General features: G+C 69.8%; 12 protein-coding genes. 4 read left to right on the top strand and 8 right to left on the bottom strand.

Annotated elements, in window-relative coordinates; genetic code table 11:
* Together AC1DCG_RS15380 and AC1DCG_RS15375 are read right to left on the bottom strand one after the other, a co-directional pair.
* Positions 1-773, bottom strand: a 773-nt coding sequence (locus AC1DCG_RS15380; RefSeq protein WP_477041537.1) for an ATP-binding cassette domain-containing protein, incomplete at its 3' end; no start/stop codon positions are given.
* A gap of 123 nt (positions 774-896) precedes the next feature.
* On the bottom strand, positions 897-1532 hold the full coding sequence (locus AC1DCG_RS15375) for a hypothetical protein (RefSeq protein WP_477027776.1): 636 nt from the start codon (positions 1530-1532) through the stop codon (positions 897-899).
* A 294-nt stretch (positions 1533-1826) separates the two neighbouring features.
* On the opposite strand from AC1DCG_RS15375, the gene uvrA reads away from it, so the two are divergent.
* On the top strand, positions 1827-4736 hold the full coding sequence (gene uvrA / locus AC1DCG_RS15370) for an excinuclease ABC subunit UvrA (protein ID WP_477027775.1): 2910 nt from the start codon (positions 1827-1829) through the stop codon (positions 4734-4736).
* A 78-nt stretch (positions 4737-4814) separates the two neighbouring features.
* On the opposite strand, the gene AC1DCG_RS15365 is transcribed toward uvrA, so the two are convergent.
* From AC1DCG_RS15365 to AC1DCG_RS15350, 4 genes are all read right to left on the bottom strand, one after another.
* Positions 4815-5735: a hypothetical protein gene (locus AC1DCG_RS15365; protein WP_477027774.1), complete on the bottom strand. Its 921-nt coding sequence runs from the start codon at positions 5733-5735 to the stop codon at positions 4815-4817.
* A gap of 70 nt (positions 5736-5805) precedes the next feature.
* Entirely contained in the window at positions 5806-6672 is an 867-nt protein-coding gene (locus AC1DCG_RS15360; protein WP_205691505.1) for a hypothetical protein, read from the bottom strand.
* Between the two features lie 2 nt (positions 6673-6674).
* Positions 6675-7454, bottom strand: coding sequence for a hypothetical protein (locus tag AC1DCG_RS15355; protein WP_477027773.1), 780 nt, complete (start codon positions 7452-7454; stop codon positions 6675-6677).
* 115 nt (positions 7455-7569) lie between these two features.
* Positions 7570-8520 (bottom strand): hypothetical protein, encoded by a 951-nt coding sequence (locus tag AC1DCG_RS15350; protein ID WP_477027772.1) that lies wholly within the window; start codon positions 8518-8520, stop codon positions 7570-7572.
* An 89-nt stretch (positions 8521-8609) separates the two neighbouring features.
* Here AC1DCG_RS15350 and trmFO point away from each other — a divergent pair, with 89 nt between their 5' ends.
* The 3 genes from trmFO (at position 8610) to AC1DCG_RS15335 (ending at position 11249) form a co-directional block, all read left to right on the top strand.
* Complete coding sequence (trmFO, locus tag AC1DCG_RS15345; RefSeq protein ID WP_477027771.1) at positions 8610-10010, top strand: methylenetetrahydrofolate--tRNA-(uracil(54)-C(5))-methyltransferase (FADH(2)-oxidizing) TrmFO; 1401 nt, start codon at positions 8610-8612, stop codon at positions 10008-10010.
* A gap of 113 nt (positions 10011-10123) precedes the next feature.
* Positions 10124-10828 carry a hypothetical protein gene (locus tag AC1DCG_RS15340; protein ID WP_165256933.1) on the top strand — a complete coding sequence of 235 codons (705 nt, stop codon included), beginning with the start codon at positions 10124-10126 and terminating at the stop codon, positions 10826-10828.
* A 7-nt stretch (positions 10829-10835) separates the two neighbouring features.
* On the top strand, positions 10836-11249 hold the full coding sequence (locus AC1DCG_RS15335; protein WP_477027770.1) for a helix-turn-helix domain-containing protein: 414 nt from the start codon (positions 10836-10838) through the stop codon (positions 11247-11249).
* Positions 11250-11251: 2 nt separating this feature from the next.
* On the opposite strand, the gene AC1DCG_RS15330 is transcribed toward AC1DCG_RS15335, so the two are convergent.
* On the bottom strand, positions 11252-12115 hold the full coding sequence (locus AC1DCG_RS15330) for an alpha/beta fold hydrolase (RefSeq protein WP_477027769.1): 864 nt from the start codon (positions 12113-12115) through the stop codon (positions 11252-11254).
* A gap of 36 nt (positions 12116-12151) precedes the next feature.
* The gene (locus AC1DCG_RS15325; protein ID WP_477027768.1) at positions 12152-12715 is read right to left on the bottom strand and encodes a helix-turn-helix domain-containing protein; all 564 of its coding nucleotides are present in this window, start codon (positions 12713-12715) and stop codon (positions 12152-12154) included.
* Between the last annotated feature and the right edge of the window lie 80 nt (positions 12716-12795).

The following is a 12795-nucleotide window of genomic DNA, read 5'->3' as shown; positions in this document are numbered from 1 at the left end:
GCCTGGGCGTCGCGGGCGGCGCGGCGCTCGTCCCGCTCGGCGCTCTCCAGCGCCCGGCCGGCGGCCTCGACCTCGGCGGCCTTGCGCTCGGCATAGAGGTCGTAGCCGCCGCCATAGCTGGCCGCGCCCAGGCTGGAGATCTCGACGATGCGATCCATGCCGCGCAGCAGGGTCCGGTCGTGGCTGGCGACGATCGCCCCGCCCTTCCAGCGGGCCAGCACCTGCCCAACCAGGTCGCGGGCCTGCGCATCCAGGTGGTTGGTCGGCTCGTCCAGCAGGATCAGGTCGGGCGCGGCCAGCAGCAGGGCCGCCAGGCCTGCGCGGGTCTGCTGGCCGCCGCTGAGCGCCGCCGCCGGACGGTCGGGGTCGAGGCCCGACAATCCGACCTCCGCCAGCGCCTCGTCCAACCGCGAAGGCAAGGTCCAGTCGGCCTCGGCGAAGTCGGCGTCGTCGCCATGCCCCGCCTCGATGCGCGACAGCCGCCGCCAGGCTTCGCCCACGCCCAGGCGGTCGGCGAGGATCGCCCCCTCGGGCAGGTCAGGCGTCTGGTCCAGCACGCCGATCGTCCCCGTGCGGGCGACGGTTCCGGCCAGGGGCGGACGCAGGCCGGCGATCAGCGCCAGCAGGGTCGACTTGCCCGCGCCGTTGCGACCGACGAGGCCGACGCGCTCGGCGCCGACCGACAGGTTCAGGTTTTCGAAGAGGACGCGGCCGTCAGGCGCCGCGGCGGAAACGGAGTCCAGCGTGATGAAGGCCAAATGGGCGACAGGCATGGGAAACCACGAGCAGGGAAACGGGAAGGACGAAGCGGTCTTCCGTCTGGCTGATCATGGCGGCCTCCATCAGGGGTGGAGCAGCGGATGTAGAGGCTGAGACGCCGCTGGGCAAGCGGCGCCTCAGCAGCCGCCGTCGCGCAGGCGCGGCGGATCGGCGACGCCGCCGAAGCCGAGCACCGAGCCGGACTTCGATCCCGGCGTGATCGAACCCCGATAGCCGCGGCAGCGCTCCTGCTGGCGGGCCTGGGCGTCGAAGCGCGAAGGCGGGCGCGGACCGCGGCGGCCCGAAGGCCCCAGTTCCGTCGGCGGCGCCTTGTCGGCGAAGCCGCCCCAGCACTTGTCCTTTTCCTCGTCGGTCATGTGCTCGCTGCTCAGGCCCTGGCAGGCGCGGTGATAGCGGCCCCAGCGAAAGTTGGGATTGCCCTCGGTCAGCTTCCAGCGGTCGAGAGCCTTGGGATCGACCTGCCACGCCGGATCGATCTGCGGACCGGCGGGGTCGCCGGCCAAGGCGCCCTCGCCTTCGCCAGGCGCCGCGACCGCGCCGGGCTGCGCGGAGGGCCGCGAAGACGCCTCCCGCGAGCGGGCGGAGGGCGTCGCCCTGGCCGCGGCCCGTTTTTCGGCGGGACGCGGCTCGTCCTCCAGCCTGTCGATCTCGAACAGCATCGGCGGAACCTCGGACAGCGGCGCCGAGCGCTCGACCAGCGACAGCAGGCCGATCAGCAGCAGGTTGGCCGCCACGCCGGCCGGGACCGCCACGGCCCATCGACCGACACCCTTTCGCCCCCGCCCCATCGCCCCGCCACCGAAGATTGCCCTACGGCGAATGCTCACGCTTCGATGGCGTCCGAAATTCGACCGCGCGGCGCCCGTTTTGGGCCCTTGCGCGGGGCGTCTGCTGACATCTTGTGTCAGCAGGATTGGCAGCAGGATGGCTGCGGCATTTGTTCGCATCTTGTTCTTGTGTTAATGCCGCGCCAGAACCCTACATATAGCCGCTGCGCCGCGCTCCCCCCGCGGCTCCCAATCCGACCTTCGAGCGTTCCGGACACCATGGCCGAGCAACTGAACTTCATCCGCGTCCGCGGCGCCCGCGAGCACAATCTCAAGGACGTCAGCGTCGACATTCCGCGCGGCGAGCTGGTCGTGCTGACCGGCCTGTCGGGCTCGGGCAAGAGCTCGCTGGCCTTCGACACCATCTACGCCGAAGGGCAGCGCCGCTATGTCGAGAGCCTGTCGGCCTATGCCCGCCAGTTCCTGGAGCTGATGAGCAAGCCGGACGTCGACCTGATCGAGGGCCTGTCGCCGGCCATCTCGATCGAGCAGAAGACGACGTCCAGGAACCCGCGCTCGACCGTCGGCACGGTCACCGAGATCCACGACTACATGCGCCTTCTGTGGGCGCGGGTGGGCGTGCCCTACTCGCCGGCCACCGGCCTGCCGATCGAAAGCCAGACCATCAGCCAGATGGTCGACAAGATCACCGTCCTGCCCGAAGGCACCCGCCTCTATCTGCTGGCCCCCGTCGTTCGCGACCGCAAGGGCGAGTACAAGAAGGAGATCGCCGAGTGGCAGAAGGCCGGCTTCCAGCGGCTGAAGATCGACGGCGAGTACTATCCGATCGAGGACGCCCCGGCCCTCGACAAGAAGTTCAAGCACGACATCGACGTGGTCGTGGACCGCGTGGTGACCAAGGGCGGCATGGAGCAGCGCCTGGCTGACAGCCTGGAGCAGGCCCTGCGCCTGGCCGATGGCCTGGCCGTGGCCGAATGGGCCACCATCGAGGAAGGCGAGAAGGAGCCCAAGCGCCTCCTGTTCTCCGAACGCTTCGCCTGCCCGGTCAGCGGCTTCACCATCGCCGAGATCGAGCCGCGCCTCTTTTCGTTCAACAACCCGGCGGGCGCCTGCCCCACCTGTGACGGCCTGGGCGCGAAGCTGGCCTTCGACGCCGACCTGATCATCCCGGACAAGGACAAGAGCCTGCACAAGGGCGCCGTCGCCCCGTGGGCCAAGGGTCCCTCGCCGCTCTACACCCAGACCCTGCAGGCCCTGGCGCGCCACTACGGCTTCTCGATGGACGAGCCCTGGTACAAGTTGCCGGAAAAGGCCCGGACCGTGGTGCTGAACGGCTCCAAGGGCGAGAAGATCAAGTTCACCTACGACGACAACGCCCGCAAGTACGAGGTCGACAAGCCCTTCGAGGGCGTGCTGCCGAACCTGGAGCGCCGCTGGCGCGAGACCGACAGCAGCTGGGTGCGTGAAGAGCTGGGCCGCTACCAGTCCGACACCCCGTGCGAGGCCTGCGGCGGCAAGCGCCTGAAGCCCGAGGCCCTGGCCGTGAAGGTGCACGGCCTCGACATCGCCGCCGTCTCGAACCTGGCCATCCGTCCGGCCCGCGACTGGTTCAGCGCCCTGGAAGGCCACCTCAGCGACAAGCAGCTGGAGATCGCCCGGCGGATCCTGAAGGAGATCAACGACCGCCTGCGGTTCCTGGTCGACGTCGGCCTCGACTACCTGAACCTGTCGCGCGGCTCGGGCACCCTGTCGGGCGGCGAGAGTCAGCGCATCCGCCTGGCCAGCCAGATCGGCAGCGGCCTGACGGGCGTGCTCTACGTGCTGGACGAGCCGTCGATCGGCCTGCACCAGCGCGACAACACCCGCCTGCTGCAATCGCTGCAGGGCCTGCGCGACCTGGGCAACTCGGTGCTCGTCGTCGAGCACGACGAGGAAGCCATCCTCACCGCCGACTACGTGATCGACATGGGTCCGGCCGCCGGCGTCCATGGCGGCGAGATCGTCGCCCAGGGCACGCCCGACCAGATCATGGCCAACCCGGCCAGCGTCACCGGCCAGTACCTGACCGGCGAGCGTGAGATCGCCGTCCCCGAAGAGCGTCGCCCGATCAACAAGAAGAAGACGCTCAAGGTCATCGGCGCCAAGGGCAACAATCTGAAGGATGTCACCGGCGAGATTCCCGTCGGCACCTTCACCTGCATCACCGGCGTGTCGGGCGGCGGCAAGTCGACCTTCACGATCGAGACCCTCTACAAGGCCGCCGCGCGTCGCCTGAACAACGCTTCGGACGCCCCCGCCGCGCACGAGCGGATCGAGGGCCTGGAGAACTTCGACAAGGTCATCGACATCGACCAGTCGCCGATCGGCCGCACCCCGCGCTCGAACCCGGCCACCTATACCGGCGCCTTCGGTCCGATCCGCGACTGGTTCGCCCAATTGCCGGAGAGCAAGGCGCGCGGCTACGGCCCGGGGCGCTTCAGCTTCAACGTCAAGGGCGGCCGCTGCGAGGCCTGCCAGGGCGACGGCGTCATCAAGATCGAGATGCACTTCCTGCCCGACGTCTACGTCACCTGCGACATCTGCAAGGGCAAGCGCTACAACCGCGAAACCCTGGACGTGCTGTTCAAGGGCAAGACCATCGCCGACGTGCTCGACATGACGGTGGAAGAGGCCGCCGACTTCTTCAAGGCCGTGCCGCCGATCCGCGACAAGATGGAGACCCTCAAGCGCGTGGGCCTCAGCTACATCAAGGTGGGGCAGCAGGCGACGACGCTGTCGGGCGGCGAGGCCCAGCGGGTGAAGCTGTCCAAGGAACTGTCGCGCCGCGCCACCGGCCGCACGCTCTACATCCTCGACGAGCCCACCACGGGCCTGCACTTCGAGGACACCAAGAAGCTGCTTGAGGTGCTGCACGAGCTGGCCGACCAGGGCAACACGGTGGTGGTGATCGAGCACAATCTCGACGTCATCAAGACCGCCGACTGGCTGCTGGACTTCGGTCCCGAGGGGGGCGACGGCGGCGGCCAGATCGTCGCCGTGGGCTCGCCCCAGGACGTGGCCAAGGTCGAGGCCAGCTGGACCGGCAAGTACCTCAAGGAACTGCTGGCCAAGCATGAGGAGCGCCGGCAGGCCCGTGTCGCCGACCTGAAGAAATCCAAGCGGGCCTAATCAGGGTCGAGCCCCGAAACGAGAAAGGCCAGCGGATCGCTCCGCCGGCCTCTTTTGTTGCGCCCTGCGCGTCGCCGGTCAGGCGAAGTAGTCGCTCTCGGTCGCCGGGTCGGCGCCGATCTCGCGATAGATCATCGCCGAGGGCGTGTAGATGGTCACGCTGGTCAGCACCGCGATCAGGCCGCCGACGGCCAGGCTGAGGACGCCGGTCGGCGTCATCAGGCTTTCCAGCGACGTGGACTGCGACTGCATCAGCGCGCCCAGGGTGTCCATGTTGAAGCCGCTCAGCGCCCCGCCCAGCAGGGTGACGATCAGGAACAGCAGCAGGTAGACGACGACGGCCAGGATGGTCGCCACCAGATAGGCGCCCAGCATCGGCCAGAAGCGGCCCTCGGTCAGGGCCATGGAGCCGAAGATGTCGATCTTGCCCTTGGCGAAGGTCAGGACGTTGGCCAGCGACAGGCGCACGGCGAAGTAGACCAGCGCGCCCAGGCCGACCGGAACCAGCAACAGGGCGACGAGGCCGCCGGCCAGCGGCGACAGCGCGCTGACGATGCCGATGGCCAGGGCCAGGACCAGAACGATGCCCAGGTAGCCGGCGAAGAACAGCAGGACCATCAGGATCGACACGCCGGCCTGGCGCAGCTCGTCCGCGCCGAAGCGCAGATAGGCCTGACGGCTGTCGGCCGGACGCAGAACCGCGCGATAGATCGCCGCCATCAGCACCGAATAGAAGGCGATGCTGTAGGTCATCGAGAACAGCATGGTCGGAACCAGCGACCCCATCATCGCCAGCGTCTGCGCGGGATCGGACTGGCCGTTGGCCTGGCTGAGCTCGGTGAAAGCCTCCAGCTGCGGGCCGAACAGGCCGACCGTGACCAGCGCCACGACGACCGACACGACGGTCGAAATCAACACCCAGACCCCCACGGCCTTGGGGTGTTCGCGCACGAGACCGAAGCCGGAAATGGCCGCGTCCGTCGCCGAGAAGGTCTTCATCTTAGCCCCTTGCAAACCCTAGTGATCCCAGGGGTAACAAGCTTCGAAGACGAGGGACAGGTCCCGCCGCTCAAATATCGGGATGCAGCTGACGATAGGCCCGGGCCGGACCGGCGGTCAGGATCACGGTCTGGACGGTGATCATCAGCGGAAAGATCAGCAGATTGACCAGGCCCAGCAGCAGCGCCAGGGCCTTGGCCCCGCCGCCCGCGACGCCGGCCAGGCCGATCAGGCCGGTCAGCAGGCCGCCGATCAGGGTCATCACCATGGTCGCGCCCAGCACCATCAGCAGGTTCAGGACGAACATGCCCAGCAGGCCCCAGAAGTGGCCGTGGGTCAGCACCCACGACTCGCGGACGTTGATGCGTCCCTCGGCGAAGGTCTGGGGCGACAGCAGCGACAGGCGCACGCCCACCCACATCGACAGGCCGATCACCGCCAGGCCGCCGAGGAAGGCGATCCAGGCCGACAGCCCGCGCGCGCCGGCGTTGGCCACCGTGGTGGTCAGCAGGGTCAGGGCGCCGCTGGGAATGGCGGTGACGAACAGGGCCGTCGCCCAGGCGATCAGGGCCACGACGAACAGCCGGACCTCGTCGGCGCCCAGGCGCAGATAGGCGCCCCGGCTCTGCTCGGGATGCATGACCGAGCGCAGGATCGCGCCCGCCAGGACCGCGCTGATCGCCGCCGCCAGCAGGATCAGCAGCGCCATCGCCCCGCCCAGGTGCGAGATCAGCTGCAGCACTTCGCGCGGATCGGCCGAGAACCGCATCTGGGCCAGGTCGCGCCGGACCTCGTTGCCGAAGGCGACGATGATCAGCAATCCCAGCAGGATCAGCGACACCCAGTAGAGCCCGCCCCAGATCAGCAGGGAGACGGGGTGGCGGCGCATGGTGCGCGGCCCTTCGAGGGCGGCGGCGACGGGCGACAAGACGATCATGATCAGGCTTCTGACGGCTGGGCGACGGCCAAGCTCGGAGCGTGTCTGTAGACGTGGACGCAGGCCGCCGTCCAGGCGGGAGCGACACAGAAATAATAGAGGCCGACGGCCGCGGCCTGCACCAGGAAGGCGACGCCGCCGTCGAAAGCCGCCTTGCCGCTGGCGGCGATCAGCACGCTGGGCAGGTAGAAGACAAAGCCCAGCACCACCAGCAGGCCGGCCCGCCCCTTGGTCAGGTCGAAGGCGCTGAACACCCTAAGGCGCCCTTCGGCGATCGAGGCGGCCGGCGCCAGCGCCAGGCGCGCGGCCAGCCAGGCCAGGACCGCCAGGCTGGCCAGCGGGGCCAGGGCGGTGACGAAGGCGGCCAGCGGTCCCGACAGCGCCGCCCGCCAGGCCTCGGCCGAGGTGGCGTCGAAACCGGGCGCGGCGGCGCGGGCGACGCCCAGGGCCACGGCCCCGACCACCACCAGCAGCACGGTGATGACCACCAGGAACACCAGGCCCAGCAGCAGCTGGACGCCGGCCATCAGCGCCTCCTCGCGCCCCCAGCGCAGGCCGACCAGCCCGGCGGGACCATCGAAGGCCGCGCGATAGAGCGCGCCATAGGCCAGGGCCGCGGCGAGGAAGTCGGCGAGCAGGATCCAGGCTCCGCCCAGATAGCGGCCGACCAGGCCGATCAGGCAGGACACGGCCAGCGCCGCCCAGGCGCGCGACGTCAGGCGGCCCACGCCGTCGATGCCGGCCCGCGCCGTCGCGCCGATCGCGACCGATGCCTCGCCCATGTCGTTCCAGATCCCTCGAACAGCCGCCGGCATCCTAGCGCGCGCATCGCCATCAAACGACGAGTCGCGGCCCGGTCAGCGCGGATTTTGCCGCGCCGTGGCGGGAAGGCCGCTGTCAGGCGGCGGCTTCGACCTCGTCGCCCGCCTTCAACGCCCGGTAGACGCTGGCCAGGGGCGTCGCGCAGACCACCAGCACCACGGCCTGGGCGATCGCCGCCACCGGCGCGATGACCACCGCGATCGGCCAGACCAGGGCCAGCACCTCCGCCGCCGTGCGCGCGCTCGGCAGCGTCTTGGCCAGCCCCGGACCAGCGAACGCCACCACGCCGATCACGATCGCCCCGATCACCAGCTGGGCGGCCAGCAGGGTCAGCCCCACCAGCAGCAGCATGCCCAGCAGCCGCAGGCTCTGGCCCTTGGTCAGGGCCCAGGATTCGAACAGCATGAAGCGCCGCTCGGCGAAGGTCATCGGCAGGGCCATCGACAGCCGCAGCAACGCCCACAACAGCGCCAGGAAGCCGACGATCACGCCCAGCACGCCCACCACCACGCCGACGACGGCGCCGGCCTCGTTGTCGCCGGCGATCGCCATCACCAGGAAGGCGATCAGGCCCAGGGCGATCCCCGGCAGCATGGCGGCGATCGCGGCGATGTTGCCGCCGAAGCTGAGGATCAGGCCCACCAGCATCATCCAGCCCTCGGCGGCGCCGACGCGCAGGAAGAAGCCTCGCGCCTCGTCCGGACGCAGCACGGTGCGGAAGGCGGCGGCCATGACGATGGTCGGCGCGACCACCTGGACGACCATCATGCCGATGTTCACCAGGCTGAGCCGGCTCTGCATCCTCATGATGCGCGCCATCGCTTCCTGGTCCGCCGCCTCGCCGCCCAGCGGCATTGTGCGCATCATTTCGGCGAACAGGTCGAAGACCGGCAGGCACAGCAGCACCGCGGGCAGAAAGAGCCCCAGCAGGATCACCGCGCCCCACACCACGACCGCGAGCGGCTTGCGCCCGACCAGCGCCCAGCCCGACACGGCCGCCGACGCCGCGGAAAACTTCTTCGCCACCCTGAAGACCCCCAGAAACCGGATACTCGCCCGGGTGGAAGTTTACACGGCGGTTCCGTCTTGGCGAGGGCGAGGGTATGAGGGCGGCCATGACCACCTCCCCCATTCACGTGATCGGCGGCGGCCTCGCCGGTTCCGAAGCCGCCTGGCAGATCGCCCAGGCCGGCGTTCCCGTCATCCTGCACGAGATGCGTCGCGACGACGCGACCGGCAAAGTCACCACCGACGCCCACCAGACCGACGGCCTGGCCGAGATGGTGTGCTCCAACTCGTTCCGCTCGGACGACTGGCAGTTCAACGCCGTCGGCCTGCTGCACGCCGAGATGCGGCGCTGCGACTCGATCATCATGTCGGCGGCCGATCAGCACCAGGTGCCGGCCGGCGGCGCCCTGGCGGTCGACCGCGACGGCTTCTCGGCCGAGGTCACCCGCCGCCTGGAAGCCCACCCGCTGGTCACCATCGTCCGCGAGGAGATCGCCGGACTTCCCCCCGAAGACTGGGACAACGTCATCGTCGCCACCGGTCCGCTGACCTCGCCGGCCCTGGCCCAGGCGGTGCTCGACCTGTCGGGCGAGGGCCAGCTGTCGTTCTTCGACGCCATCGCGCCGATCATCCACCTTGAATCCATCGACATGGACAAGGCCTGGCGCCAGTCGCGCTACGACAAGGAGGGCCCCGGCGGCGACGCGGCGGCCTACATCAACTGCCCCATGAACAAGGAGCAGTACGAGGCCTTCATCGACGCCCTGCTCGACGGGCCCAAGGCCGAGTTCAAGGAGTGGGAGCACGTCCCCTATTTCGACGGCTGCCTGCCGATCGAGGTGATGGCCGAGCGCGGCCGCGAGACCCTGCGCCACGGCCCGATGAAGCCGGTCGGCCTGACCAACCCGCGCGACCCGACGGTGAAGTCCTACGCCATCGTCCAGCTGCGCCAGGACAACGCGCTCGGCACGCTGTGGAACATGGTCGGCTTCCAGACCAAGCTGAAGCACGGCGTCCAGGCCGAGACCTTCCGCATGATCCCGGGCCTGGAGAACGCCCAGTTCGCGCGGCTGGGCGGCCTGCACCGCAACACCTTCATCAATTCGCCCAAGCTGCTCGACAAGGGCCTGCGCCTGAAGGCCTCGCCGCGCATGCGCTTCGCCGGCCAGGTCACCGGCGTCGAGGGCTATGTCGAAAGCGCCGCCATCGGCCTGCTGGCCGGTCGTTTCGCCGCCGCCGAGCGCAAGGGCGGTTCGCTGGAAGCCCCGCCCCCGACGACTGCTCTTGGAGCTTTGGTCGAGCACATCACCGGCGGCCACCTGGAGGCCGGCCATGGCGGCGGCTCGTTCCAGCCGATGAACATCAACTACGGCCTGCTGCCGCCGCTGGAGGCCCCCAAGGTCGACGAGGACGGCAAGAAGATCCCGCTGAAGGAACGCGGCCGCGCCAAGAAGCGGCTGATGAGCATCCGGGCGCTGAAGGACCTGGACGCCTGGCTGGGGAACTGATCCCCCGGATTTGAAGAAATCGGCCTCCGCCCGGTCCAAGGCGGAGAAGCGCGGCCGTGGAACCTTGGGGTTCCCGGCCGCGCCCCGGCGCGGCGTCTCATGCGAGATCGCCCATGCTCCGCAAGCTCAGCGCCGCCGTCGCCGCAACGGCCCTGCTTTCCACCCCCGCCCTCGCCCAGGACGTGGTCTCGCCGACCAAGGACGCGATCATGGCGTCCTTCGACATCGTCCGCACGGAGGTCAAAAGCGTCGGCCCCGACGTCGTCTTCCGCGTGCAGGTGCGCGGCAAGGCCGGCGAGATGAAGCCCAAGGCCGTCGGCCAGTTCGCCGGCAGCGCGGTGTGGAGCTATGTCTGGCCAACCTCGCTCAACAGCAGCAGCGTGGGCTTCGAGGGCGACCAGGGCATCCTGGCCCTGGCGGTGACCTTCCACCCCGACTTCGACGACGCGGCCTATGGCGGGGTCAACCGCCACGTCTGGCATCCGCACTGGGTGGTGCTGGTTCCCGACGACGCCTGCGGCAAGGGCGCGCTGAAGGTCCGCGACATCCCCGAAGGGACCAAGCCCAAGGTGCCGGCCACCTGGCCCGGCGTGCCGCTGCTGATCGACAGCCCGACCTACCCCACAACCCTGGCCACCGACACCGTCGAGGTCAGCGTGCCGGCCAGCGTGATCGGCGCGGTCGAGGGGGTGAAGTTCGACGGCGTCACCTCGGCCCTGAAGGTCAACGCCAACCTGCACGCGCCGCTGTTGTGCATCTCCGACATCTTCGACGTGGCCTCGGGCGACCTCAGCCTGCCCGGCAAGATCACCCGCTGATCCGGCCATGTGCTTCTACGACACCGAGCCGGGCGGCCTCGCGCCGCCCGGCGCCTTCGTGGGCGCAAAGCCGGCGGGCCTGGCGCCCTGGCAGGCCAGCCGCGCGGCGGCCTATGTGGAGGGGCGACTGGAGACGACGATCCGCGTCGTCGACCTGGCGCGCGCCGCACGGCTCAGCCCCTCCTACTTCTCGCGCGCCTTCAAGGCGACCTTCGGCCTGTCGCCGCAGAAATACGTCGTCGAGCGCCGCCTGACCCGCGCCAAGCGGATCATGCTGACCACGAACGAGCCGCTGTGCGGCATAGCCGTCAGCTGCGGCTTCAGCGACCAGGCCCATCTGTCGCGGCTGTTCCGGCGGCGGGAAGGCGCGCCGCCCAACGCCTGGCGCCGCGAACGACGCCAGGACGCGGCGGCCTCCTGACCTCAGCTGGTCGAGCGCACGAAACTGCCGATGTGCTCGGCCGAGGCTCGCGGATACTGGTGCTGGGGACCGTGGCCCGCCGAGGGATAGGTGATCAGCTGCAGGGTCGGCAGCACCTGGTTCAGGGCGTACCAGTTCTCGACCGGAAAGATGATGTCGTGGTCGCCGCCCAGATGCAGGACCGGCTTGGTCGTGGTCTTCAGCACCTCCAGCACCGCGTCGGCGGGGAAGATCGGGTTCTTGGGCCCGTCGCCGATGTTGGCGCGGGCGAACGCGATCGGCACCGGCGGCGAGCGCCCCTCCGTGCGTTCGGCGATGCGGGCCGAGGACTCGGCGGCGGCCTTGCGGCTGGCCTGCGACTTCGGCTCGAAGAACAGGATCTCCTCTTCCCTCAGCGCGTAGTCCTCGATGACGGCGGTGTCGAAGAACAGCTGCTCGGCCGGCTTGACCAGCGGCCCGGGCGGGGTGGTGCCGATCAGCAGCAGGTGGCTGATCCGCTCGCCGGCCACGGCCAGGGCCACCTGGGCGACCATGCCGCCCAGCGACCAGCCGCCGAGCACGACGTCGCCGAGGTCCAGCGCCGTCATCAGGTCGATCGGGTCGCGGACCATCTGCGCGGGATTGTAGGTCGCCTCGCCGGTCGACAGGCCAAGGCCCGAATAGTCGAAGGTGATGACCCGGAACCCCTCGTCGGCCAGGCCGTCGAGGAAGGCGGGGTCCCAGACGTCCATATTGCCCCGGAAGCGGGTGCACAGCAGCAGCGGCCGGCCCTCGCCGATCGAGCGATAGGCGAGCGTGCGTCCGCCGACCTCGACGAACTGGTTGGGCGCGGAGACGGCGTGGTGGATGGAAGCGACGGCGTTCATGGGAGACCTCGCAGGCAGGATTGAACGGCCCCGACCCTAGGCCTGGGCGCGCAGGCCGAGTTGGACGGAGCCGCCGCGATCGTCGCCGTGCGCGTGAAACGCCGGCGCGGCCGCGTGCAGCCGGCGCCAGGCCGCCGGCGTCATGCCCGCCAGCCGGTGGAAGCGGTTGGTCAGGTGCGACTGGTCGGAAAAGCCGCAGGCCAGGGCGATGTCCTTCAGCGGATCATCGCCCTCGGCGATCAGGATCTTGGCCCGCGCCACGCGCCGCTGCAGCACCATGGCGTGGGGGCTGACGCCGAAGCTGCTCTTGAAAGCCTTGCCGAAATAGCCCGGCCGGACGCCGCCGACGGCCGCCAGTTCGGCCACGGTCAGCGCCCGCTCGAGGTTCTCGTCGATGTAGCGGGCGACCCGCCGCGCCTGCCACGGCGCCAGGCCTCCGGTCCGCGGCGGACCGGCGTCGGCGGGCGCCTGCAGCACCCGCAGCGCCTGGTCGATCAGGCGCCGGGCGCCCTCGACATCGTCGAACAGCCTCTGCTGGATTTCTTCCAGCAGTGCGCCGACCTTGGCCGACGCCCGCTCGCAGCCCACCTGCCGTTCCATCGCCTCGTCCCCACGACGGGAGCACGACCGGCTCCCGGGGGAGAACACGCAGCGGCGGGCGAAACCCACACCATCGTTAT

This window comes from Caulobacter sp. 10L414 (assembly GCF_056395525.1).
This window is presented reverse-complemented; position numbering and strand designations above follow the sequence as displayed.

Bases quoted from the DNA above. Each gene is read 5' to 3' on its own strand.
- uvrA (WP_477027775.1), top strand. From the start codon at position 1,827: ATGGCCGAGCAACTGAACTTCATCCGCGTCCGCGGCGCCCGCGAGCAC.
- AC1DCG_RS15365 (WP_477027774.1), bottom strand. From the start codon at position 5,735: ATGAAGACCTTCTCGGCGACGGACGCGGCCATTTCCGGCTTCGGTCTC.
- AC1DCG_RS15360 (WP_205691505.1), bottom strand. From the start codon at position 6,672: ATGATCGTCTTGTCGCCCGTCGCCGCCGCCCTCGAAGGGCCGCGCACC.
- AC1DCG_RS15355 (WP_477027773.1), bottom strand. From the start codon at position 7,454: ATGGGCGAGGCATCGGTCGCGATCGGCGCGACGGCGCGGGCCGGCATC.
- trmFO (WP_477027771.1), top strand. From the start codon at position 8,610: ATGACCACCTCCCCCATTCACGTGATCGGCGGCGGCCTCGCCGGTTCC.
- AC1DCG_RS15340 (WP_165256933.1), top strand. From the start codon at position 10,124: ATGCTCCGCAAGCTCAGCGCCGCCGTCGCCGCAACGGCCCTGCTTTCC.
- AC1DCG_RS15335 (WP_477027770.1), top strand. From the start codon at position 10,836: ATGTGCTTCTACGACACCGAGCCGGGCGGCCTCGCGCCGCCCGGCGCC.
- AC1DCG_RS15330 (WP_477027769.1), bottom strand. From the start codon at position 12,115: ATGAACGCCGTCGCTTCCATCCACCACGCCGTCTCCGCGCCCAACCAG.
- AC1DCG_RS15325 (WP_477027768.1), bottom strand. From the start codon at position 12,715: ATGGAACGGCAGGTGGGCTGCGAGCGGGCGTCGGCCAAGGTCGGCGCA.